We start from the raw sequence: 21,779 nt of genomic DNA on the forward strand, positions 1-21,779 counted from the left end.
CTATGCTGCGGGGCGTGCTCGCCAAACGCATCGTTCCCTGCCTGGATGTCCAAAATGGCCGCGTGGTCAAAAACGTGCGCTTTTTCGAGGATCACCGCGACGCGGGCGACCCGCTGGTGCTCGCGCAGGCCTACGAGGCGCAACAGGCCGACGAACTCGTCTTCTACGACATCACCGCAACGCACGAGGGCCGGTCACTCATGCTGGACGTGGCCGCCCGCGTGGCCGAGCAGGTGATGATGCCGCTCACCGTGGGCGGCGGAGTGGGTGCCCTCTCCGATTTTCGTCAACTGCTGCTCGCCGGGGCCGACAAAATCAGCGTGAACAGCGGCGCGGTAAAGCGGCCCGAACTTATCCGCGAGGCGAGCGACCACTACGGGGCGCAGTGCGTGATGCTCAGCATCGACGCCAAGCGCCGCCCTGGTGGGCAGGGCTGGACCGTCCATATCGGCGGCGGGCGGGTGGACACTGGCCTGGACCTGCTGGCGTGGGCGCGGCGCGGCCAGGAACTCGGGGCGGGTGAGCTGTGCCTGAACGTGATGGACGCCGACGGCACCCGCGCCGGCTTCGACCTGGAAGCGACCCGCGCCGTGGCCCGCGAGGTGGACCTGCCGGTCATCGCGTCCGGGGGCGCGGGCAAGGTGCAGGACTTTTACGACGTACTGACCGCTGGCGAGGCCGACGCCGCGCTCGCTGCCAGCGTCTTTCATTTCGGCGAACTGACGGTGCCGCAGGTCAAGACCTCCCTCGCCGCGCAGGGCGTGCCGGTGCGGCCCGAGTGGCGGGGCGCTACCGAATAAAACCGCGTGCCCGCTGACCTTTTTGCCCCCACGGAGGATGTGCCATGACCGACCTGTCCGAACTCAACTTTGACCCCAGCGGCCTGATTCCCGTCGTCACCCAGGACGCCCGCAGCGGCGCGGTGCTGATGCAGGCTTACGCCGACCGCGCCGCCGTGGAGCGCACCCTGGACACCCGCGAGGCGACCTATTACAGCCGTTCACGCGGGGAACAGTGGGTCAAGGGTCAGACCAGCGGCCACACCCAGCGCGTGGTGAGCGTGCACGTAGACTGCGACGGCGACAGCCTGCTCTACCGGGTGGAACAGACCGGCCCGGCGTGTCACACCGGGGAATATTCGTGCTTTTACCGCCCCCTGTTGGAAGACGATGCACCGGACACCGGACTCGACGGCACGCTGGAGCGCGTGTACGCGACCATCACTGAGCGCCTCGCCACCCTGCCGGAGGGCAGTTACGTGGCGCGGCTGCACGCGGGGGGTCTCGACCGGGTGCTGAAAAAAATCAGCGAGGAAGCGGGCGAAGTCCTGCTCGCCGCCAAGAACGCCGACCGCGCCGAACTCGCCACCGAGACCGCCGACCTGCTGTTTCACACGCTGTTCGCCCTCGCCGAGGTGGGCGTCTCTCCCGCCGACGTGGCCGCCGTGCTGCAAGGGCGCGAGGGCAAAAGCGGGCTGAAGGGGCCGAAGGAAGTGGGCTGAACTTCAGCCTTCCTCCGCTGCCCGCAGTCGTTCGCCCCGCTGATAAAAGTCCCAGCATTCCGCCGTCCACGTCGCGTAGATGAGGCGGCGGTTTTGTGCGTCGGCGGCCTCCAGCGCTTGCCCCAGCGCCCGGTAGAAGCGGCTGCCCTGCTCCTGCATGGCGCGGGCAATCCAGTACGGCTCGGCGGCGAGCAGCGTCGGGAGCGGGTCGGTGGGGGTCATGGGGGGAGCATAAGGCGCAACTGTCCGCCACGGCACAGACCTGACCCGAATAAGTGAGCCTATACTCACTTATGGCAAGGCCCCGCACCATTACCGACGAACGGCTGCTGGCGGCGGCGCGTGAGGTCTTTCTGGAACAGGGGGTGTCGGCCACCACCTCGGCCATCGCGCGGCGGGCGGAGGTGTCGGAAGGCACGCTGTTCAAGCGCTTTGCGACCAAGGAAGAACTGTTCGAGGCCGCGATGGGCCTGCACGAGTACGCCCGCTGGCGCACTGAGCTGCTCGCGCAGGTGGGGCAGGGCGACGTGCGGCTCAATCTGGAACAGGCGGCGCTCGCGCACATCGCCGAGGCCAAGCAACTCCTGCCCCACCTTACCGCCGTGTTCGCGCGGGGCTACAGTCCCGAACACAATCCGCTGCTACAACGCCTCGACAACCCGGTGCGCCACGACGCCGACGCGGTGGCCCGTTACCTGCGCGAGGAAACCGCGCTGGGCCGGGTCCGCCCGCACGACGCCGACGTGGCCGCGCTGAGCGTGGTCGGCGCCATCGGTCAGTACATCCACCGCGAGCACCTGCTTCCCCGTCAGCCGGGGCGCGAGGCGATTGACGCCGGACGCTTCGTGCGCGGGCTGTTCGACCTGCTGTGGCCGGGGCTTCAGCCCGCGTCTGTTGCTCTGGCTTCCCCGGCCAGAGAGCCTCCGGTCAAAGACCTCTCAGTCAGTAAAACCTCTGTCAGTTAATGAGCCGCTACTTTCTTAACGCCTTTCCCCGCTTCTTCCCGTGAGGTTGCCCTTGAGACACCGACCCCTTCTCGCCCTGCTGTTGCCTGCCTTGCTGGGCCTGGCCGCCGCGCAGGACGCCCCCCCGCTGGCGCCGCCCGCTCCGCTTGGCGCTCCGGTCAACGCGGTGCAGCCTGCCGTTTTGACCCTGCCGCGCCTGCTGCAAGACCTCCGCACGTCGCCCGGCTGGCGGGGGGCCGACCTGACCTACCGTGCCGCCGAGCTGCAATTGCAAAGCGCCCGTGCCCGCGCGGGGCTGACCGTGCAGGCCGGGGCCAGCGCCAGCCTCAGCAAGGTGCCCTGGGACGGGGGCGACTGGGCGCTGACTCCGACCGTTACGGCGTCGTTCGCGCTGCCGGTGCTGCCCTGGTCGCCCCAGCGCGAACCGTGCGCGGGGCCGAGCGGGCGCTGAATGCCGCCGCCATCGAACTGCGCTCCTCGCGGGCGTCGCTGACGGTGCAAGCACTTCAGGCCTACGCGAACGCCCGCAACGCTGCCGCCGCCCAGCAGCTCGCCGCCGCGCAGCTCACGCTGGCTGAAACGCTGCTGAAAGTCGCGCAGGAGCAGCGCGAGCAGAACCTGATTCCGCAGGTGGCGCTGCTGGAGCGGCAGGCCGCCGCCGAGCAGGCCCGCGCCGGGGCCGAACAGGCGGGCCGGGGGCTGACCCTTGCCGCCGCGCAGCTTCTCGCGGGTGCTGGGGCGCGGCGTGACTCTGTCTGGCAACGTGGCCGACTACGCGCCCGTCAGCACGCTCGTTCCGGCGGGGGTGCTGGGACAGCCGCTCGACGCGCTCATTGCCCGCGCTCTGGCCCGGCGCCCCGAAATCGCCCGCGCTCAGGCAGGGTTGGCCGACGCGCAAGCGGCCCTCGCCACCGCTGAGCGCGACCAGAAGTTGCCCGACCTCACCGCCTCTGTCCAGGCGGGCCAGTTCGCCAGCAGCGGCGGACGCACGATGGGCGGCAGCTTCGGCCTCAAGTCGGGCACGGTCTCGGGGCAGCTCAACTTTCCGCTCAAGGAACCGACGACCAGCGTGACCGCGCCGGGGCCGGACGGAACGCCCGCATCCCGTGAAGTCGCCCTGCCGTCCGGCGTGGCACTCAACCTCAGCGGCACCTTCACCCTACTCGGCAGTGGGCGCTCGCAGGCCACCGCGCAAGCGCAGGCGGCCACCGAACAGGCCGCCCTTGCGGTGGACAGTGTCCGGCAAGGCGTCGAACTCGAAGTCCGCTCGCGTTCGCCGACCTCGAAAACGCCCGCGACGGCCTCAGCGCCGCCCAGACCTCGCTCGCCCGCGCCGAGACTGGCCTGAGTGACGCCCGTGCCCGCGTGGACGCCGGCCTCGGCACGACCTTGGAAGTCGCGCAGGCCGACCTCGCCCTGACCCAGGCCCGCGCGTCCCTCGCCAACCTCGACGCTCAGGTGGCGCTCGCCGCTCTCAGCCTCGCGCAGGCGACCGGCGACCTCGACCCCCTGCTGCTCACCCCCACCGGAGAATGACCATGAAAAAAACTGCCTTCGCCCTGCTGCTCACCCTCGCCCTTGCGCCCGGCGCCGCCGCCCAGACGCGCCTTTCGCTCGCCAGCGCCGTCAGTCAGGCCCTACAAAACGGCCCCGACGTGGCGAGCGCGCGCGCCAACCTGCAAAAAGCCCAGGCCAACCTGCGGGCGGTGCGCGCCGACCCCACCTCCATCATCACCACGCTCACCCAGGCCGAGCAGGATGCCGCCGCGCAGCTCGCCGCCTTGCAGGGGGGCAAGCTGACGGCGGCCCAGACGGTCATCAGCCAGTACGTCGCCGCGTATGAAGCTCAGGGCCGCGTTGACCTGAACCGTGCCCAGGTCGCGCTCAACGAACGCAACGTGCAGATTGCCCGCGCCCGCCTGGAAGCCCGCGTCGCCACCCAGCTCGACGTGAACCGCGCCCAGACGAGCCTCAGCAGCAACCGCCAGGAACTCGCCGACGCGCAGGCGCAGCTCCCAGTCCTCGAAGCGCAACTCGCTCGCACGCTCGGTCTGCCCGCCGGGACGAACCTGGTGCTCGCCGCGCCGCCCACGCCTCCCAAGCTGAGCGTGTCGCTCGCCACCCTTCAGAGCGGGCTCGACAAACGCCTGCCCAAACTGGTGCAGGCGGCGAACGGGGCAGCCCTCGCGCAGCTTCAGGTCAAGCTGTCGAACAACGACTACACCCCCGCCCGCACCCTGCAAGACGCCCAGCTCGCGCTCGCCAACGCCCAGCGCACCCTGAACGACGCGACGCGGGCGAGCAGCACCGGGGTCAGCGACGCCTACCGCGCCGTGCAAAACGCCCAGCAGCAAGTGAACATCGCCCGGCAGCAGGCGACCAACGCGCAGACCGCGCTCACCCAAGCGCAGGCCCGCCTCAAGGCCGGCACCGCCGCCGCCGTCGAAGTTCAGCAGGCGCAGGTGCAGGCGCAACAGGCGCAACTCGGCGTGCAGCAGGCGCAAGACGGCCTGTGGCAGGCGCTCGCCGCGCTCGGGGCCGCGAGCGGGACGGACGTGACCGGGCTGGTGAAATAGTGGGGACTGGTGAAATAGTGGGGGCTGGTGAAGTAGTGGGCGGCCCTCTTCAGATGGCGCGGCGGGTGACCAGAGGAGCCGCGCCGCGCCTGGCCGGTGCCCTGCTTCTCACGGCGCTGCTTGCCGGGTGCTCGCCCAAGACCGAAACGAAAACCAACGACCTCGACGCCGCGCTTCCCAAGACGACCACCCTCAGCGTGCAGACGGTGACGGCGAGGGCGGGCACGCTGACCGCCCAGCGCACGCGAGCGCGACCATTCATGCCGAGCGCGACAGCCAGGTGGCGACCCAGTCCTCCGGCGCCGTGCAGAGCATTCCCGTGAGTCAGGGCCAGGCGGTGGCGAAAGGCGACGTGCTCGTCAAACTCGACGACACCGCTCAACAGCAAGCGCTCGACAACGCCCGGCTGCAACAGCGCCAGGCCCAGATCAGCCTCGACCAGACGCGGCAAAGTACGTCCCAGGGGACCGGCGCCCTGCAGGCGAGCGTGACCTCGGCGCAGGCGGCGCTCGCGCAGGCCGAGCAAAACGCCCAGAGCGCCGAGAAGCTCTACGGCCTCGGCGGCATCAGCCTCGCGGACGTGCAGGCGGCCCGCTCGCAGCTCGCGCAGGCCCAGGCGCAACTCGCGCAGGCCCGCAATACCCTGGAGCAAAACGGGCGCAGCGCCGGCAACTCGGTGCCGCTCGCGCAGGTGCAGCTCGACACGGCCCGCACTGCCGTGCGCCAGGCCGAGCAAAACCTCAGCCGCACCGCCGTCCGTGCCCCCTTCGCTGGTACGGTGGCCGACGTGCTGACCGAGGTCGGCGAGTTCGCCGGGCAGGGCACCCCGGTCATCCGCCTCGTGGACCCCGGCAGCGTCCGCGCCCGCGTGGGCGTGCCCACCGCCGACGCCGCCGCGCTCACCGAGGGCGTCAAGTTCAACCTCAGCTACGGCGGCAAAAGCTACGTGGCGACGGTGGTAGACAGCTCGGGTATCGCCGGCAAAGACCGCCTGGTGCCGATTACCGCGACCATTGAGGGCGGCAATGCTCTGCCCGTCGGCGCCGCCGCCCGCGCCAGCTACCGCGCCACACTCGGCAGCGGCCTGCTGATTCCGGCGAGTGCCCTTCAGGTGGAAGGCGGTGAAAACGCCGTCTACGTCGCCCGCAGTGGCAAGGCCGAGCGCGAAGTCGTGCAGGTCGTCGCCGAGAGCGGCAACCGGGTGGTGGTGTCGGGCCTTCAGGACGGCGACGCGGTCATCAGCCCCCTGCCCGCCGGGGTGCAGGACGGGGCGAAGGTGGTGGTGAAGTGAGGGCCATAGCGCACAGAGTCGAGGGCCGGGGGGGAGAAAACCCCTCACCCCTTGCTGCGCAAGGCCCGCTGCTTCGCAGCTTTGCAAGTCTCCCCTTGGGAGAGGGTCAACAGCGCAAAAACCTTAAGCCTTCTATGACCCTCGCCCCTTGCGGGAGAGGGCCTGCCGCAGCAGGGGTGAGGGGGCCAGCCCGTCCTGTCTTTCCCCACACGCCCCCCAGGTCACCCCATGAGCACCCACTTCGACGAAGCCGAATTCAGGTCCGGCGGCACCCTGCCCGACGGCACACCCGAGCCGCAGATTCACCCGCTGGTGCGCTTCAGCGTCAAGAACTACGTCTTTTCCATCGGCATCTTCGTGATGGTGGTCCTGCTGGGGCTGGTGGCGACCTTCCGGCTGGGGGTCGAGCTGCTGCCCAACTTCGAGGTGCCGGTGCTGGCGGTGAGCACGTCCTACCCCGGCGCCAATCCCGACCAGGTGGACCGCGAGGTCAGCCGCCGGGTGGAAGACGCGGTGAGCACGCTCTCGGGCGTCACCGACATCAACACGACCTCGGTCAGCAATCAGTCGGCGGTGGTTATCACCTTCAGCGACTCGACCAACATTGACTCGGCGGCCAACTCGGTGTCGCAGGCGGTGGCGGCGATTCGCGGCACCCTGCCCGACGGCGCGGAGGCTCCGGTGGTGCAGAAATTCGACCCCAACGCCCAGCCGATTCTGACGCTGGCGCTGCTCGGCGGCGCGGCGCGGCCCAGCGAGGTGACGACCTTTGCCGAGGACACGCTGGTGCCCCGCCTGCAACGGGTGGAGGGCGTGGCCGACGTGACCGTGACCGGCGGGCCCGAGCGGCAGGTGCAGGTCTTGCTTGACCCGGCGCGGCTGCAAGGCTTTGACCTCGCGCCCGCACGAATCAGCGGGGCCATCGGTTCCTCGGCGCTCGACCTGCCTGCCGGGACGCTCGACCGGGGCGGCTCGACCACCTCCTACAGCACCCGCAACACCCCGCGCAGCGCCGCCGACGTGGCGCGCATCGTGGTGGACCCGTCCACCGGCCTGCGCGTGAGCGACGTGGCGACGGTGCGTGACGCCAGCGCGGCGGCCAACAGCTACGCCCGCGTCAACGGGCAGCCCGCCGTGCTGCTCGGCGTCCGCAAGGCGAGCGGCACCAACTCGGTGGCCGTGACCGACAACGTGCGCGCGGCGATGGAAGCCCAAAAGCTCCCGCCGGGCTACCGCCTCACCCTCGCCAGCGACACCACGACCAGCACGCGGGCCACAGTGAACGACACCTTCCGGGAATTCCTGATTGCGGTGGGCGCGGTAGGTCTGATTTGCCTGCTGTTCCTGGGACGGCTCAACACCGTGTTCGCCGTCATTCTCGCCATTCCGATTTCCATCAGCGCCGCGCCGCTGCTCTTCGGGACGCTCGGCTTTACCTTCAACATCATCACGCTGCTCGCCATCATCGTCGCCATCGGCATCGTGGTGGACGACTCTATCGTGGTGGCGGAGAACGTGCAGCGCTACCGCGACCTGGGCTACTCGCCGCTGCGGAGTGTGCTGCTCGGCGGCTCGGAAGTGTTTTCCGCCGTCACCGCCGCGAGTTTCTCGCTGCTGGCGGTCCTCATTCCGCTGAGCCTGATGCCGGGCATCCTGGGGCAGTTCTTCAAACAGTTCGGGCTCGGCATCGCCGCCGCCATCGTGCTGAGCTGGCTGGAAAGTCTGCTGTTCCTCACCGTCCGCATGGCGTACACCCGCGAACCCGCCCGCATCACCTGGGCTGACCTGCCCGCTGTGCTGCGCCGGCTGCCGCTCACTTTCCGCGAGTCGCTGAGCGGCGTGAAGACCTTCTGGGGCCTGCTCGGGCTGGCGCTGGCCGGGGCCGCGACGTACTTTGGCCTGCACCGCGCCGGGCTGCCCGCTGCCGCCGCCGGGGTGCTGTGCGTCCTCCTCGCGCCGGTCGTGCTGACTGTCGTCCGCTACCTCCTCACGGTGCTGTATGCCCTGCTCGAAGCGCTGACCGAGACGCTCCACACCCTCACGCTGAGTGGCGTCAACCGCGCGGCCAAAGCCTACGCCCGCTCGCTGGCAGGCGCCCTGCGGCGGCCCGGCGTGGTGATGCTGGTCGCGGGCCTCTTTCTGCTCAGTGCGCCGCTCGCCCTGCGCGGGCTGGGCTTTGCCTTCGTCCCGGCGAGCGACAGCGGCATTGCGACCATCAGCCTGACCCTGCCGGTGGGCACGCCGCTGGCCGTGACGGATGAGCTGACCCGGCAGGTGGAAGACAAGCTGCTCGCGCACCGTGAAGTCAAGCTGGTGCAGACCGCTTCGGGCAGCAGCGGGGTCCTCGGCGGTGCTAACGCCAACACCTCCGACCTCACGCTGACGCTGATTCCCAAAGCCGAGCGTCCCGGCATCGACGAGTTGCTGGAACGCTACCGCCGTGAACTTGCCCCGCTGGTCGCCCGCTACCCCGGCACCGAATTGCTGGTGGCGGGGCAGGCGGTGGGGCCGGGCGACAGTTCGGACATCTCGCTCGCGCTCACCGCCCCGAGTCAGTCGCTGCTCGAAGAACGCAACCGCGCGGTGGTCCGGCTGCTGAGTGCCGACCCCAACATCCGCACGGTGAAAAGCAGCCTCTCGGCCACCCGGCAGGAGCGCACCTTCGTTCCCGACCCGCTGCGGCTGAGCGGCACGGGCCTGAGTGCGAGCGACGTGGCGCAGGCGCTGCGAACCTACAACGACGGCACCGTGGCCGGGCAGGTCCGCGACGGCGACCGCAGCGTGGACATCGTGGTGCGGCTCGACCCCGCGCTGGTGTCGGGCGAACAGAGTCTGCTCTCGCAGACGCTCTACTCGCAGGCCCTCGGCGCCAACGTGCCGCTCTCCAGCCTGGGCCGCTTCGAGGTCGCGCAGGCGCCCGCCACGCTGCGGCGCTTCAACAAGGCGTACACCGCCACGCTCGACATCAACCTCGTGTCGGGCGGTCCCAACCCCTTCGCCTATCAGAAAGACGTGCAGCAGCGCGTCGAAAAGGCCGGGCTGCTCGCGGGCGGCGTGACCCTCGGCAACGCCAACTCCTTCGGCAGCGCGGGGCTGACCGGCGACCTGCTGTTCTACGGCCCGATTCTGATGGTGGCGGCGGTGCTGCTCACTTATCTGGTGCTGGGCAGTCAGTTCAACTCGTTCCGTTACCCGATTTATCTGTTGCTCCCGATTCCGCTCGCCATCGTGGGGGCGCTGTGGACGCTGCACCTGTTTGGCGTCAATCTGGACGTGATTACGGTGCTGGGGATGGTGATTTTGCTCGGCCTCTCCACCAAAAACTCCATCCTGTACCTCGAATTCGTGACCGAACGCGCCCGCGTCCTGCCGCTGCACGAGGCGCTGCTCGAAGCCGCCGAACTGCGGTTTCGCCCCATCCTGATGACCACGCTGACGGTGCTGGTGATTTCCATTCCCCTCATCCTCGGCCACGGCGAGGGCGCCGAATTCCGCCGCGGCCTGGGCATCGTGATTCTGGGGGGCGTGGTGACGAGCACCCTGCTGACCTTCTACGTGGTGCCGAGCGTCTTCTGGCAGTTCGAGAAAAAGCGCATGGCCACGCCACAACCGAAATTGGAGCCGGTGGCTGGAGACTGAACCCTCGCTGAAACCGTGAAGAAATGGCGCATGTGCGGCCCTCTCCTACTAAGGAAGAGGGCCGCACGCTGTAGGGACGGGCTCATAAAGTTCTCTAAAGCATTTGACAGAAAAAGACACCCTCACCCCTGCCTTCGGCAGGCCCTCTCCCATCAAGGTAGAGGGTCAAAAATGCTCTAGAAAAGGCGAATCAGTGAACTTTATTGCGGCTGCAAGGGAGCCAGTACAGCCCGGCGTTGGCCTCGTTCGGGTTGGTCGAGCCCCAGCACCAGCCCTTGGCCCGGATGCGGCGCAGCGTGGCGTCACGTTTGTCGCACATGCTCTGGGTGCTTTTGGAAGAGTGCGCCGACTGGCAGACCTTCTCCTGGGCGATGGCCTGATGAATCAGCGACCGGACGGCGGGGTCGTGGGGCTGGTGGCTGGTGCCGATTGCGCCTGCACCAGCGGTTGAGGTGAGCAGGGTCGCGGCGAGCAAGAGGGGACGCAGAGTGTTCATGGCTGCACTGTGCGGGGGCAAGGTTGGAGGCGCGTGAAAAGTGACTTCAGGGGTTAGCGACCGCCGCTCATGTGCGGGAGGTCTTCCCGTTCGGCCCTCAGCCCCCTCGTTACTGCTCACGGAGGGGCTTTTGCATTTGCCCCCCGCCGTGTATATGCATAGAATATTCAGAATGCTGGGCAAGGAAATCGGAAAAGACCAACGACAAAAGCGCATTCAGGACATCATCCTGCGGGAGAGTGTGTCCACGCAGGCCGAACTGGTCAAGCTGCTGGCGAAAGAAGGCGTGCAGGTCACGCAGGCCACCGTCAGCCGCGACATCAACGAGCTGCGGCTGGTGCGGGTGCCCATCGGCAAGGGGCGGCACCGCTATGCCCTGGCGCAGTACGGCGGCGACAGCGACATCGAGGAGCAGCTCGCCCGCCTCTTTCAGAGCTTCGTGCAGGACGTGGACCGGGGCGAGAACATCCTGGTCATCCGCACCGCCGACGGGCACGCCTCGGGGGTCGCGCTGCTGCTCGACCGCTGGAAGCGCGACGACATCGTGGGTACGCTGGCGGGCGAGGACACCATCATGGTTGTGGCCCGCTCCACCCATGACGGCGAGAGCCTGATGGAAGAATTCAACGCGCTGATGCTGGGGTAACAGCTCTCACAGCCCAGTCCAGAGCACAAAAAAGGCCCCCTTCCACACCTGGGAAGGGGCTTTTTCCTGGGCTGTTTCGGGCCGCTTATTCTTCGCGCAGCACGTAGCCGACGCCGCGCACCGTGTGAATCAGACGCCGCTCTCCGCCTTCTTCGAGCTTGCGGCGCAGGTAGCCGATGTACACGTCCACCACGTTGCTGCCGCCGGTATACTCGGGCCAGACCTTTTCCTCGATTTCAAAGCGCGAAAAGACCTTACCGGGGTTGCGGGCGAGCAGTTCGAGCAGTTCGAATTCCTTCGCCGAAAGTTCGACCCGGCGTCCGCCCCGGAAAATCTCGCGTCCATCGAGGTTCATCACCAGGTCGGCCACCCGCACTTCGCCCGTCACGGCGGGGTTGACTCGCCGCAGATGGGCGCGGACGCGGGCCAGCAGTTCCTCGATGGAAAAGGGCTTGATGAGGTAGTCGTCGGCGCCCGAGTCCAGGCCCTCCACCTTGTCCTGAATGCCGTCCTTGGCGGTCAGGATGATGATGGGGGTGTTGCTCGTCTTGCGGATGCGGCGGGCGACCTCAAGGCCGTCGAGGACCGGCAGCATCAGGTCGAGAATCACCAGATCGGGGTTGACTTCGCGGAATTTCGACAAGCCGGTCACGCCGTCAAAGGCCACCTCGGTGGCGTAGCCCTCGGCGGCCAGTTCCAGCTCGATGAAGCGGGCAATATCTTTTTCGTCTTCGATGACGAGGACGAGCGGCTTGCGTTCCATGCCCGCAGTGTAATGAGTGCTCTCATGAGAAGGCGGCGCCCCGTCCTTAAGTTCTATTCATCACAAATGCTGGCGGGGGCGGGCAGCGCTGGGCCGTCACGCGGGTCACAGGTGAGCGCCGTACACTGCCGGACGTGACCACGGGCCGTTCCACTTCTTCGCCTTCCGCCTCGCCGGGCCAGGGCACGTCGGCGCAGGACCCGGCCCCCCGGCGCTGGCTGCTGCGGCCCTCGTCGCTGCAATTGCGGCTGACGTTGCTGTACGCGGCGCTGCTGGCGCTGATGCTCGCCTCGGTGTACGGTGCCGCGCTGGTGCTCATGCGCAGCAGCTTGATTACCGGGCTTGACGAGGGGATGCGCAACACTTACAGCCAGTTCAGCGAGCTGGTGGCGCAACTTGCCCTTGACTCGCCCACCACCGAGCAAGAGCGCGACAAGGAAGGCGTGCTGCCCCGCGCCCGCACGCTGTTTCCCAACGACGCGATTCAAATCGAGAAGCTGCCTTTCGTGGACCACGACCGGCTCCTGACCCGCCTGAGCGACGCCCAAAAGCCCGCGCAGCAGCGTCAGGAATTGCAGGTGGTGCGCTCGCAGCTCACGAAGTACCGCTACCCGGTCACGGTCAACCGTGCTTCTCCGCTCGAACTCAGCGACGCCGAGCTGCTCGACCTTATCGAGTCGCCCACGGGCCGCATCTTCATCGCCCGGCAGATTCGTGAGCCCTACAGCGACAAGACGGTGCCCTACCGCATCCTCGTGACATTGGCGGAGGTGCAGTACGCGCCGCGTCCCCTCGCTTCGCTACGCGACGGCGACGTGACGGTGGATTTCATGCCGCCGCCGGTGCTTTCGATTATTTACGTAGGGCGCAGCGTGGCGGGCATCGAGGACACGCTGGGGCGGCTGCAACGGGTGTTCGCCATCGTGATGCTCTTCGGTGCTCTGCTCGCGGGCACGCTGGCTTACGTGCTGGCGGGCCGGGCGCTGCGGCCCCTGCAAGAAGTGCGCCAGGCTGCCGAGCGCATCGGGGGACAGACGCTGACCGAGCGCGTGCCCGAGCCCCAGACCGGCGACGAGGTGCAGGCCCTCGCCCGCTCGCTCAACGCCATGCTGGGGCGGCTGGAAGCGAGTTTCGAGGCGCAGCGCCGCTTTACCAGTGACGCCAGCCACGAGCTGCGGACGCCCGTCACTGCCATCAGCGGGCACGCGAGTTACCTGCTGCGCCGCACCAATCCCGGCGGGCAGGAGCGCGAGAGCCTCAACATCATCCGTTCAGAATCCGAGCGGCTGACCAACCTGATTACCAGCCTGCTGCAACTCGCCCGCTCCGACAGCGGGGCCCTGACCCTGAACCCCGCGCCGATTTTCTCGCGCCTCTTTCTGGACGACGTGAGCCGCGAACTCGCTCCGCTGGCGACCGGGGGCTCCGAGCTGCGGGTCAGCGGTCCCGACATTCCTTTCGAGGGCGACCCCGACCGGCTGCGGCAGGTCATTATCAACTTGGTCGGCAACGCGCTCAAGGCCGGGGCCAAGACGGTCACGCTGGAGAGCAGCTCGCAGGAAGAGGGCCGCGAGGTCCGCCTGAGCGTGCGCGACGACGGCCCCGGCATCCCGGCCGAGCACCTCTCGCGTCTCTTTGACCGCTTCTACCGCGTGGAAGACAGCCGCAGCCGCGACCAGGGCGGCGCGGGCCTGGGCCTGAGCATCGCGCACAGCATCGTGGACGCCCACGGCGGGCGCATCTGGCTGGAGAGCGAGGTCGGGCGCGGCACCGTGGCGCACGTCCAGCTCCTGGTGGGCGACGTGCCGGTGCTGGACGAAGACGACGTGCCGTAGGGAGACGGGGGAGAGGCAACTTCCCAGCTTCTCCATTGGTACCTCTGCGCCCCCGGCCACCTTCCCCCGCCCGCGCCCGCCCTAGACTCGGCGGGTGCGGCGTTTTCCTGTCCTGTTTCCTCTGCTTTTGCTGCTGGCGCTGACGGCCTATCTGCTGCCCGCCCGGACGCCGCAGAACGTGGAGGCCCCGCCGCCCGCCGCCACGACGACGCTGCCACAGGCGCTCCCGACCGCCGAGCGCGAGCTGTTCGCCTCGCTGCGTCCGGCGGTGGTGCGGGTGGACAGCGTGAACACGGCGACGCGCACCGGGGGCCTGGGCACCGGCTTTTTCATCAGCGGGGAGGGGCAGGTCCTGACCGCCTACCACGTCGTCAAGGCGGGGCAACTCTTCGCAGTGACGACCCTGGCGGGCAAGACCTACCCGGCGCGGGTCGCGGCTTTCGACGAGGCGGCGGACGTGGCCCTCTTGCAAGTCGCGCGCGGCGGCCCCTTTCCCTACCTTGAACTGGCGAGCGGGACACCGCAGGTGGGCGAACGGGTGCTCGCCATCGGCAACAGCGGCGGCGACTTTTTGCAGCCCCGGCGTGGCGAACTGCTGCGGTTGAACGCCGAGGCGGGCCGCAGCGATTTCCCCGAGGGCACGCTGGAAATGAACGCGCCGCTCGCGCAGGGCGACAGTGGCGGGCCGATTTTCAATGAGCGCGGCGAGGTGCTCGGCGTGGTGAGTTACATCCGGGTGAGTGGCGACGGCGTGACGCGGGCGAGCTACGCGGTGCCGGTGCCGGGCGGCGGCGACCTCATTCGCGGCCTGCAAGCGGGGGAGAGGCGCGAGTCGCCGCTGACGGCCCTCGTCGGCCTCGCCTTCGACCAGATGCACAGCGGCCTGACCGACCCGCCCGGCGCCGTGGTGCTGCGCGTCACCCCCGGCAGCGCCGCCGCCCGCGCGGGCCTGCGCGGCTGCGTGGCCGACCGCCAGGGCCAGCTCACCGGCCTGGGCGACGTGATTCTCAGCATCGGCGGCGTGCGGACGCCCGACAGCGGCACGGCGCTCGACCAGGTCAAGCGGCTCAAGGTGGGCGACCAGGTGGACGTCGAATACCTGCGCGGAGAGCAGCGGGCGCACGCCACCCTCACCCTGCGCGCGCAGCCGGTGGGCAAAACACCGCTGAATGCCGAGCCCTGCACCCGTCAGTAATTAATTCAGGCGGCAAAGGTAGAGAATCCCACAAGCCTTTTCCTATCCACGTTTGGCGCTGACCAGGCAAAATACAGAGATGTCGAGAGCTTTTGTCAAGGAAGACGGCGGCGAACGCTGGACCCCACCCGCAAAGGCCGCCGATTACCGGGTGGTCTTTGAGACGCTGGACGGCCCCGAGACGGTGTACGAGGCCGATGACCTGCTCGGCGCCCTGCGCTGGGCGGCGGCCCGCCCCGGCGCCGGCTTCGAGGTGCGCGGACGAGACGGGCGGCTGCTGGCCGTGAGCTGAGCAGAAATGAAGTAGGCGGGGAGCTGAACACACGGCTCCCCGCCTTTCTGTTCTCTGCTCTTGCCTTACCAGTCGCCCTCCACCGTGAAGCGCACCGCCCCCGCCAGCGCTTGCCCCGGCTCCAGCACCCGCAGGTCCACGCCGCCGACGCCCCGCGCCGCGAGATTGAAAGCGTCGGTGGCGTGGCTCGTCGGCTCCAGCGCGAGGCTGCCGTCGGGCGCGGCGAAGACGACGAGGTGCGAAAACACGTTGTCCGCGGTCAGGGTGAGGGCGCGCTCGCCCCAGTCCAGCCGGGCGACGCCGTCCCACGCGGTGTACGTAGCGTCGGGCGAACGCGTGCCCACCGCTGAAGGCTGGCGGAAGTCTTCCTCAGGGTTGACCGGGCGGGCTCCCCCCGTCGGCAGTTGCCGCTCGTCGGTGTCGTAGACGAGCGCGGCGTCAAAGTGCAGCGTCGGGTCCACCCCGTCCTGAATCCGCTGGAAATACGGGTGCAGGCCCATTCCAGCGGGCATCGGGCGGGCGTCGGCGTTCGTCAGGGTCACGCTGATATCGCAGTGCGGCCCATGCAGGTGGTACTCGACCTCGGCGCTGAGGTGCCAGGGCCAGTTGAAGTCAGGAAATTCGCGGCTGTCGAAGGTGCAGCGCAGGTGCGCGCCCGTGACCCGCGTGACCTGCCAGGGCCGGTTCCTCACGTCGCCGTGCTGGGTGAGGCCGTCTTTGGTGGTGACGCGCAGTTGAACGTCCTCGCTGCCGAAGGTCAAGCGGGCGTCCCGAATCCGGTTGGAAAACGGCAGCAGCGTAAAGCAAGCGCACTGGCTGCTCGTTTCGACCTGTTCCAGGTCCACTGGACGCAGCACCGGGCGACCAGATGCGGAACGCAGATTCAGGATGCTGGCGCCGAGGTCCGGCAAAATCTCAAGTTCGAGCGCCTCGCTGCGGATGGTTTCGGTGCGCCGGGTCACTTGTTCCCCCCGCTCTTTCCCCGGCTGCGGGTCATTTCATAGAGCAGGATGCCTGCCGCCACCGAGGCGTTGAGGCTCTGGACCTGTCCGCGCACCGGGATGCTGACCAGCACGTCGCATTTCTCGCGCACCAATCGGCGCATCCCTTCGCCCTCGGCCCCGATGACGAGCGCCGCCTTGCCGGAAAAGTCGGTGCGGGTCACGTCCTGCGCCGCCTCGCCCGCCGCGCCGTAGACCCACACGCCGTCGGCCTTGAGCTGGTCGATGAGCCGGGGCAGGTTCTTGGTCTGGGCGACGGGCAGGTACGCGGTGGCCCCGGCAGCGGTTTTGGCGACCACCGGGGACAGGGGAGCCGAGCGGCGCTCCTCCACGACCACGCCGTGCGCGCCGAGCACCTCCGCCGAGCGGATGATCGCGCCGAAGTTGCGCGGGTCGGTCACGCCGTCGAGCAGCACCATCAGCAGCGGTGCGCCACTCGCCTCGGCGCGGTCGAGGATGTCGTCCACCGTCGCCCATTGCAACTCCTCGACCTCGGCCACCACGCCCTGATGCTGTGTGGTTCCGACGAGCTGGTCGAGTTCGATGCGCGGCAGCCAGCGCACCCGCACCCCGGCGTCGCGGGCGAGGTCCTGCACCTGCCGGGCAAAGGCGTCCTCGACCCCGCGCGCCAGTACCACCTCGGCCACCCGTCCGGCGGGCAGGGCTTCGAGCACCGGGTTTCTTCCGTAAAGCAACATGTTCAGGAGTCTAAGCTGCCAGGGGGGGGAGCCGGCCGAGCCGTTACTCTGTGCTCGTGAACGGTCTTGCCCTCAACCTGATTCTGGCGCTGGTCTGGGCACTGTTTCTGGGCGAGGTCAGCCTGCGGAGCCTGAGCATCGGCTTCCTGCTGGGCTTCGCGGTCCTGACCCTCTTTCACCGGGCGCTGGGCAGCCGCGCCTATATCCGGGCGGTGGGCGGGGCGCTGCGGCTGACGGCGTACTTCGTGGCCGAACTGGTGCGGGCGAACTTCCAGATGGCGCGGCTCGCCCTGCGGCCCCACCCGCAACTTCACCAGATGATCGTCGCCGTGCCGTTGCGGCTGCGCGGCGAGGGGGCGCTGACCCTGCTCGCCGCGCTGACGGGGCTGCTGCCAGGCACCGTCACGCTGGGCTTCTCGCCGGACCAGGGCACCATGTATATCCACGCGGCGGGTCTGGAGCAGCGCAGCGCCGTGCGCCGCAGTGTGCAGGAAATCGAAACGCGGCTGTTGCAGATACTGGGGGAAAGGCAGGGCTCCAGCTGAAGACCCCCGCATGAGGAACGCGCGACGAGGTGCCCCGGAGCGGAGAGAAGCGGAAGAGAGTTTTCCAGCCCTAGCGCCCCTGCACCCACGTCACCAGGTCGCCCGCGCTTAGCGGCGGGGTCAGCGCGTAGCCCTGCGCGGCGTCGCAGCCCAGGTCACGCAGCATGTCGAGCTGGGCGTAGGTTTCGACCCCCACCGCCGTGACCGTCAGGCCCAGGCTGTGCGCGAGGCTGACCGTGCCCTGCACCAGCTTGAGCGATTTCTGGTCGCCCGGCAGCCGGGTGGTCAGGGTGGGGTGCAGCTTGACGCCGTAGAGCGGAAACTGGGTCAGCGCGGTCAGGCTGCTCGCGCCGTCGCCGAAGTCGTCCACGATCAGCCGGGCACCGCGCGCGCGCAGGGCGTCGAGCAGGCCCAGGGTTTCCTCGCTGTGGTCGAGCAGGCTGCTCGCACTCACCTCAATGTCCAGCGCACTCGGGCGGGTAATCAGCGGCAGCAGGCGCTCGATGGCCCCTTCGCGCCGCAGCTCTTCCAGGCTGAGGTTGACGCTGGTGCGCCAGTTGCGTTGCCCGGTGGCGTCGCGCAGCTGCGTGCGGCCCTGCACCGCCTCGCGCACCACCCATTCGCCGATGGAGGTGATGAGGTCGCTGCGCTGCGCGAGGGGCAGAAAGCGGGCGGGCGAGACGTTGCCGAGTTCGGGGTGTGTCCAGCGCAGCAGCGCCTCGGCGCCCAGCACCCGGCCGTCTTTGAGGCTGACCGCCGGCTGGTAGAGCAGCGAGAACTGCTCGTGTTGCAGGCCGCGGTCCAGCACCGCCCGCAACTGGTCTTCGAGCTCGAAGGTCTGGGCTTCCTCGGCGCGCATGTCCGGCTCGAACACCGTCAGTTGCCCGCGTCCCTGGCGCCGGGCGTGTTGCAGCGCCACCTCGGCGTCGGCCAGGGCTTGCTCGGGGGCCGCGGCCAGCAGCGGCGCGGCCCCCAGCGAAAAGGTCACCGGCACCAGCCGCTTGCCGGTCCGCAGCGGTTCGCGCAGCGCCGCCTGGAGCTTCTGGCCCCCCACGGCGGCCCCGAGCTGCGGCAGGTACACGGCGAAGGTGTCGTCGGCCAGCCGCGCCGCCTGCCCGCCTTCCAGCTCCGCGAGGTCGTTGAGCCGCGCCGCCACCTGAATAAGCAGCAGGTCGCCCGCCGTGCGGCTCAGCGCCGCGTTGAGGCCCCCGAAGCCGTCAATGTCGAGGCAGGCGACCATCCCGCCCGTTTGTGCTGCCGTGGCCTGACCCAGCGCCGCGCGCAGCCCGCTGCGGTTGAGCAGGCCGGTCAGCCCGTCGTGCGAGGCGTCGTGGCGCAGTTTGGCCTGGGCGCGGCGCAGGGTGGTCACGTCGCGCAGCGAGAGCAGCAGCTCGGGCGCGGCGCTCCGGCCCGGGGAAGCGGCCGAGGAACCGGTGGACTGACCGCTCCCCGGCAGGGCCGAGAGGCTGATTTCCAGATGCCGGGTCACGCCGCCGGGCAACACGGCCAGCACCTCGCCGTTGTGCGGCAGGGTCAGCGCCGAGAGGGGGGGCACCGTCAGCGGGTTGCCCTGCGGGGTGTGCAGCTTGATGCCGAGTTGCTGGTGCAGGCGCGGCAGCGGCAGCCCGGTCAGGGCGATGTTGTGGGGGTCGAAGCCCAGCAGCCGCGCCGCCGGCTCACTGATGAGCTGCACCCGGCCCTGCGGGTCGAGCAGTATGGTGGCCGCGCCGCTCAGGTGCAGCAGCCGCGCCGCGCCGTTGTCCTCGCTCACCGCGGCGGGTCGGACACCCTCGGCGAGCAGCAGCCCCGGCACGGTGTCGCTGCGGCGCACCAGCAGCGGCAGTTGCCCGCCGCGCGCCAGTGCAATCTCGCTCGGCACCGGGCTGGGCCGCCCCGCCTCTGCGCTCTGAATGAGGTCCTGAAGCAGCCGCGCGCCCGCCGGAGCCCAGCAGGGCCACTCGTGCAGGGGCCGCTGGGGGTGAGCCTGGGCTTCGGCGAGGTCTTCGGGTTCCCCCAGCAGTTGACGCATCCCCCGGCTCGCCCCCTGCACCGCGCCGCCCGGTCCCAGCAGCGCCAGCGGCAAGTCGGTGCCGAGCAGCGCGGCGAACTGGGTCGTCTGGGTGTGCTCGGTGCTCACGTCCTGCACGGTCCACAGCACGCCCGCCGCCGCGCCGCCGAAGTAAGGCCGCGCCGACCCACGCAGCCAGCGCTCCCCGCTGTGCCCCGGCAGGGACGGCACCCGCTCGTCGCCGAGTTGCACGGCCCGCCCAGCCGCCGCGCTGTCGAGCTGCTGCGCGAGCGCCGCGTGGTCGGGAAAAACCTCGTGGACGGTGCGGCCCAGCACATCCGCCCCGGTCAGCCCGAACAGTTCCAGAAAGGTGCGGCTGACCTGTCGGAACTCCAGCTCGGCGCTCAGCCACGCCGTTGCGGCGGGAAGCTGGGTGATCAGCATGTCGGCCTCGCGGCTCGCCCCCTCGGCACTCGCCGCCGAGAGCAGCAGCGTGAGCACCTGCACCGCGCCGTCGGGCACCGGCGCCCCGTCGGACCACAGCAGTCCCAGCAGCGCTCCGTCGCGCGTGATCCAGGCGAGGTCGCCGTGTTCGAGCCAGTCGTCGGGCGGCACCAGTTGCGCTTCCTCGGTGGGCGCGCCCTCGGCCTGAATGTTCAAAATCCGTTGCCCGATGGCGGCCAGCAGGGTGGCCTGCGGAGCGTGCAGCCGGATCAGGTCACGCAGGGCAATGGGCAACGCGGCATGGGCATCGGTCGGGGCAGCGGGCATGGGGTTCAACCTCGGAAAAAGCGGGAAGCGGGAGAAACGGGCGCGTCGGGGCGCCTTGAAATGAACTGCTGTTCTGAGCTTGCCACGTCGCCTCTTACGGTCTTCATGCAAGCCAAAGAAATAGGAGGAAACTTGCTGCTGGGCGCTTAGAGCATTGGATACAAAAAGACCCCCTCACCCCTTGCTTCGCAAGGCCCTCTCCCACCAGGGTAGAGGGTCAAAAATCCAAAGCATTCTTATGTCGAACACTCTAGGGACACCCATCGATCAACAGCAAAAGGCCCACCGCCGCGTGTGCAGGGTGGGCCTTCTGAGGAGAGGAGAATTCAGGCGCTCGGTTTGTCCGACTTGTCCTCGGCGGCGCTCTCTTCTTCGGTGCTGAGCGAAGCCTCTTCGATGGAGATACTCGCCATCAAGACCACCTTGTCACCGTCCTGCTCGACCTCGACCTTGGAGTTGCCCGAGGGGAAGTACTTTTGGACGACTTCCAGCAGGTCGTTGCGCAGGGCCTCGACCTTGCCGGGCGCGATCTTGGCGCGGTCATAGGCGAGCACCAGTTCGAGGCGGTCCTTGAGCGTTTCCTTGGAGCGGCGTCCCTTGAACCAACCGAACATCAGCTCCCACCCCCGAACAGGCGGCGAATGGCGGCCCAGATGCCTTTTTCTTCCTCGGTCAGCTTGGGAAAGGGCACGTCCTGACCCTGAATGCGCTGCGCGGTCGCCATGAAGGCGTCGCCCGCCTTGGTCTTGCCGAGCACCGCCGGCTCACCGACGTTGGTCGAGACGATGATGCCCTCGTCCTCAGGCACGATTCCGATGGGCTTGACGCCCAGGATGTCCACCATGTCGTCGATGGAGAGCATGTTGCCGCTCGCCACCATCTTGGGACGCAGGCGGTTGACGACCAGCCGAATCTCGGTGATCTGCTGCGCTTCGAGCAGGCCGATGATGCGGTCGGCGTCGCGCACCGACGACACTTCGGGGTTCACGACCACCAGGGCGCCCTCGGCGGGGGCGGCGGCGGTGCGGAAGCCCGACTCGATCCCGGCGGGCGAGTCGATCAGCACGCGGTCGAAGCCCTCTTCTTCCAGCAGGCCCTTGACGACTTCCTTGAAGACCTCGGGGTCCAGGGCGTCCTTGTCGCGGGTCTGCGAGGCGGGCAGCAGGTGCAGGTTCTCCACGCGCTTGTCGCGGATCAGTGCCTGATTCATGCGGCACTTGCCTTCCAGCACGTCCACCAAATCGAACACCACGCGGGACTCTAAGCCCATCACCACGTCCAGGTTCCGCAAACCCACGTCCACGTCGATCACAACGACTTTTTCACCCAGTCGGGCCAGGGCCGCGCCGATGTTGGCGGTGGTCGTGGTCTTGCCCACGCCCCCCTTGCCCGACGTGACGACAATCACTTTGGCATCCATGCTTGGCGCAGCATAGCAAGGCAACGTGAAAATGTAAGCCTGTGGGGGTGGAGGCCGGGGGAGGGGTTGCGGCAGGTGTGCCGGGTGGGGACAGCGGCCCCGAATGCAGGCGCCGGGAAGCCGGTAGACTGCCGGGC

The 21,779-nt window shown here is 68.8% G+C and carries 22 protein-coding genes and 1 pseudogene; 15 read left to right on the forward strand and 8 right to left on the reverse strand.

What is annotated here, in order from left to right; translation table 11 throughout:
* Nucleotides 1–14: 14 nt before the first annotated feature.
* Together hisF and hisIE are read left to right on the forward strand one after the other, a co-directional pair.
* Complete coding sequence (gene hisF / locus DR_RS03790) at nt 15–800, forward strand: imidazole glycerol phosphate synthase subunit HisF (RefSeq protein WP_027480000.1); 786 nt, start codon at nt 15–17, stop codon at nt 798–800.
* 44 nt (nt 801–844) lie between these two features.
* Entirely contained in the window at nt 845–1,501 is a 657-nt protein-coding gene (gene hisIE, locus DR_RS03795; protein ID WP_010887378.1) for a bifunctional phosphoribosyl-AMP cyclohydrolase/phosphoribosyl-ATP diphosphatase HisIE, read from the forward strand.
* Nucleotides 1,502–1,504: 3 nt separating this feature from the next.
* Here the strand turns inward: hisIE and DR_RS03800 are convergent, their stop codons facing one another.
* Entirely contained in the window at nt 1,505–1,723 is a 219-nt protein-coding gene (locus DR_RS03800) for a hypothetical protein (RefSeq protein ID WP_027479999.1), read from the reverse strand.
* A 71-nt stretch (nt 1,724–1,794) separates the two neighbouring features.
* Here DR_RS03800 and DR_RS03805 point away from each other — a divergent pair, with 71 nt between their 5' ends.
* The 8 genes and pseudogenes from DR_RS03805 to DR_RS03825 all read left to right on the forward strand — a co-directional run bounded on the left by DR_RS03805 (nt 1,795) and on the right by DR_RS03825 (nt 9,972).
* Nucleotides 1,795–2,466 (forward strand): TetR/AcrR family transcriptional regulator, encoded by a 672-nt coding sequence (locus tag DR_RS03805; RefSeq protein ID WP_034350382.1) that lies wholly within the window; start codon nt 1,795–1,797, stop codon nt 2,464–2,466.
* Between the two features lie 52 nt (nt 2,467–2,518).
* Nucleotides 2,519–2,917: a hypothetical protein gene (locus tag DR_RS16640; protein WP_234944672.1), complete on the forward strand. Its 399-nt coding sequence runs from the start codon at nt 2,519–2,521 to the stop codon at nt 2,915–2,917.
* Nucleotides 2,893–3,384 (forward strand): TolC family protein, encoded by a 492-nt coding sequence (locus tag DR_RS16645; protein ID WP_234944673.1) that lies wholly within the window; start codon nt 2,893–2,895, stop codon nt 3,382–3,384. The genes DR_RS16640 and DR_RS16645 overlap by 25 nt, the downstream gene beginning before the upstream one ends.
* Nucleotides 3,272–4,002 (forward strand): annotated as a pseudogene (locus DR_RS16650) (TolC family protein). Before DR_RS16645 ends, DR_RS16650 begins: the two are co-directional and overlap by 113 nt.
* Nucleotides 4,003–4,004: 2 nt before the next feature.
* Nucleotides 4,005–5,042 (forward strand): TolC family protein, encoded by a 1,038-nt coding sequence (locus tag DR_RS03815; RefSeq protein ID WP_027479997.1) that lies wholly within the window; start codon nt 4,005–4,007, stop codon nt 5,040–5,042.
* 35 nt (nt 5,043–5,077) lie between these two features.
* On the forward strand, nt 5,078–5,365 hold the full coding sequence (locus DR_RS16655; protein WP_234944674.1) for a hypothetical protein: 288 nt from the start codon (nt 5,078–5,080) through the stop codon (nt 5,363–5,365).
* Nucleotides 5,362–6,333 carry an efflux RND transporter periplasmic adaptor subunit gene (locus DR_RS03820; protein ID WP_234944675.1) on the forward strand — a complete coding sequence of 324 codons (972 nt, stop codon included), beginning with the start codon at nt 5,362–5,364 and terminating at the stop codon, nt 6,331–6,333. Before DR_RS16655 ends, DR_RS03820 begins: the two co-directional genes overlap by 4 nt.
* 228 nt (nt 6,334–6,561) lie before the next feature.
* Nucleotides 6,562–9,972, forward strand: a complete 3,411-nt coding sequence (locus tag DR_RS03825; protein WP_010887385.1) for an efflux RND transporter permease subunit — start codon at nt 6,562–6,564, stop codon at nt 9,970–9,972.
* Nucleotides 9,973–10,162: 190 nt separating this feature from the next.
* Here DR_RS03825 and DR_RS03830 read toward each other — a convergent pair whose 3' ends face one another.
* Nucleotides 10,163–10,468, reverse strand: coding sequence for a hypothetical protein (locus DR_RS03830; RefSeq protein ID WP_027479995.1), 306 nt, complete (start codon nt 10,466–10,468; stop codon nt 10,163–10,165).
* 172 nt (nt 10,469–10,640) lie between these two features.
* On the opposite strand from DR_RS03830, the gene argR reads away from it, so the two are divergent.
* Nucleotides 10,641–11,114 (forward strand): arginine repressor, encoded by a 474-nt coding sequence (gene argR / locus DR_RS03835; protein ID WP_027479994.1) that lies wholly within the window; start codon nt 10,641–10,643, stop codon nt 11,112–11,114.
* Nucleotides 11,115–11,199: 85 nt separating this feature from the next.
* Here the strand turns inward: argR and DR_RS03840 are convergent, their stop codons facing one another.
* Nucleotides 11,200–11,877, reverse strand: coding sequence for a response regulator transcription factor (locus tag DR_RS03840; RefSeq protein ID WP_010887388.1), 678 nt, complete (start codon nt 11,875–11,877; stop codon nt 11,200–11,202).
* A gap of 134 nt (nt 11,878–12,011) precedes the next feature.
* Between DR_RS03840 and DR_RS03845 the strand changes: the two genes are divergently transcribed.
* The 3 genes from DR_RS03845 to DR_RS03855 all read left to right on the forward strand — a co-directional run bounded on the left by DR_RS03845 (nt 12,012) and on the right by DR_RS03855 (nt 15,199).
* Complete coding sequence (locus tag DR_RS03845) at nt 12,012–13,712, forward strand: sensor histidine kinase (protein ID WP_010887389.1); 1,701 nt, start codon at nt 12,012–12,014, stop codon at nt 13,710–13,712.
* A gap of 94 nt (nt 13,713–13,806) precedes the next feature.
* Nucleotides 13,807–14,907, forward strand: a complete 1,101-nt coding sequence (locus DR_RS03850; protein WP_010887390.1) for a S1C family serine protease — start codon at nt 13,807–13,809, stop codon at nt 14,905–14,907.
* A 79-nt stretch (nt 14,908–14,986) separates the two neighbouring features.
* Nucleotides 14,987–15,199, forward strand: a complete 213-nt coding sequence (locus tag DR_RS03855) for a hypothetical protein (RefSeq protein ID WP_027479993.1) — start codon at nt 14,987–14,989, stop codon at nt 15,197–15,199.
* Between the two features lie 65 nt (nt 15,200–15,264).
* Here the strand turns inward: DR_RS03855 and DR_RS03860 are convergent, their stop codons facing one another.
* Nucleotides 15,265–16,161, reverse strand: coding sequence for an aldose 1-epimerase (locus DR_RS03860; RefSeq protein ID WP_010887392.1), 897 nt, complete (start codon nt 16,159–16,161; stop codon nt 15,265–15,267).
* The gene (rlmB, locus tag DR_RS03865) at nt 16,158–16,898 is read right to left on the reverse strand and encodes a 23S rRNA (guanosine(2251)-2'-O)-methyltransferase RlmB (protein ID WP_010887393.1); all 741 of its coding nucleotides are present in this window, start codon (nt 16,896–16,898) and stop codon (nt 16,158–16,160) included. The genes DR_RS03860 and rlmB overlap by 4 nt, the downstream gene beginning before the upstream one ends.
* Before the next feature lie 56 nt (nt 16,899–16,954).
* Between rlmB and DR_RS03870 the strand changes: the two genes are divergently transcribed.
* Complete coding sequence (locus DR_RS03870) at nt 16,955–17,443, forward strand: Na+/H+ antiporter subunit E (protein ID WP_034350378.1); 489 nt, start codon at nt 16,955–16,957, stop codon at nt 17,441–17,443.
* A 70-nt stretch (nt 17,444–17,513) separates the two neighbouring features.
* Here the strand turns inward: DR_RS03870 and DR_RS03875 are convergent, their stop codons facing one another.
* From DR_RS03875 to minD, 3 genes are all read right to left on the reverse strand, one after another.
* Nucleotides 17,514–20,222, reverse strand: a complete 2,709-nt coding sequence (locus tag DR_RS03875; RefSeq protein WP_162177697.1) for a sensor domain-containing protein — start codon at nt 20,220–20,222, stop codon at nt 17,514–17,516.
* A gap of 326 nt (nt 20,223–20,548) precedes the next feature.
* Nucleotides 20,549–20,836 (reverse strand): cell division topological specificity factor MinE, encoded by a 288-nt coding sequence (minE, locus tag DR_RS03880; RefSeq protein ID WP_010887397.1) that lies wholly within the window; start codon nt 20,834–20,836, stop codon nt 20,549–20,551.
* On the reverse strand, nt 20,836–21,642 hold the full coding sequence (gene minD / locus DR_RS03885) for a septum site-determining protein MinD (RefSeq protein ID WP_027479992.1): 807 nt from the start codon (nt 21,640–21,642) through the stop codon (nt 20,836–20,838). The genes minE and minD overlap by 1 nt, the downstream gene beginning before the upstream one ends.
* Between the last annotated feature and the right edge of the window lie 137 nt (nt 21,643–21,779).

The organism is Deinococcus radiodurans R1 = ATCC 13939 = DSM 20539, assembly GCF_000008565.1.
In the GTDB taxonomy this organism is placed as follows: domain Bacteria; phylum Deinococcota; class Deinococci; order Deinococcales; family Deinococcaceae; genus Deinococcus; species Deinococcus radiodurans.

Coding starts and splice junctions, on each gene's coding strand:
- DR_RS03805 (WP_034350382.1), top strand. CDS start 1,795: ATGGCAAGGCCCCGCACCATTACCGACGAACGGCTGCTGGCGGCGGCG.
- minD (WP_027479992.1), bottom strand. CDS start 21,642: ATGGATGCCAAAGTGATTGTCGTCACGTCGGGCAAGGGGGGCGTGGGC.
- DR_RS03875 (WP_162177697.1), bottom strand. CDS start 20,222: ATGCCCGCTGCCCCGACCGATGCCCATGCCGCGTTGCCCATTGCCCTG.
- DR_RS03800 (WP_027479999.1), bottom strand. CDS start 1,723: ATGACCCCCACCGACCCGCTCCCGACGCTGCTCGCCGCCGAGCCGTAC.
- rlmB (WP_010887393.1), bottom strand. CDS start 16,898: ATGTTGCTTTACGGAAGAAACCCGGTGCTCGAAGCCCTGCCCGCCGGA.
- hisIE (WP_010887378.1), top strand. CDS start 845: ATGACCGACCTGTCCGAACTCAACTTTGACCCCAGCGGCCTGATTCCC.
- DR_RS03840 (WP_010887388.1), bottom strand. CDS start 11,877: ATGGAACGCAAGCCGCTCGTCCTCGTCATCGAAGACGAAAAAGATATT.
- DR_RS03855 (WP_027479993.1), top strand. CDS start 14,987: ATGTCGAGAGCTTTTGTCAAGGAAGACGGCGGCGAACGCTGGACCCCA.
- DR_RS03815 (WP_027479997.1), top strand. CDS start 4,005: ATGAAAAAAACTGCCTTCGCCCTGCTGCTCACCCTCGCCCTTGCGCCC.
- minE (WP_010887397.1), bottom strand. CDS start 20,836: ATGTTCGGTTGGTTCAAGGGACGCCGCTCCAAGGAAACGCTCAAGGAC.
- argR (WP_027479994.1), top strand. CDS start 10,641: ATGCTGGGCAAGGAAATCGGAAAAGACCAACGACAAAAGCGCATTCAG.
- DR_RS03830 (WP_027479995.1), bottom strand. CDS start 10,468: ATGAACACTCTGCGTCCCCTCTTGCTCGCCGCGACCCTGCTCACCTCA.
- DR_RS03825 (WP_010887385.1), top strand. CDS start 6,562: ATGAGCACCCACTTCGACGAAGCCGAATTCAGGTCCGGCGGCACCCTG.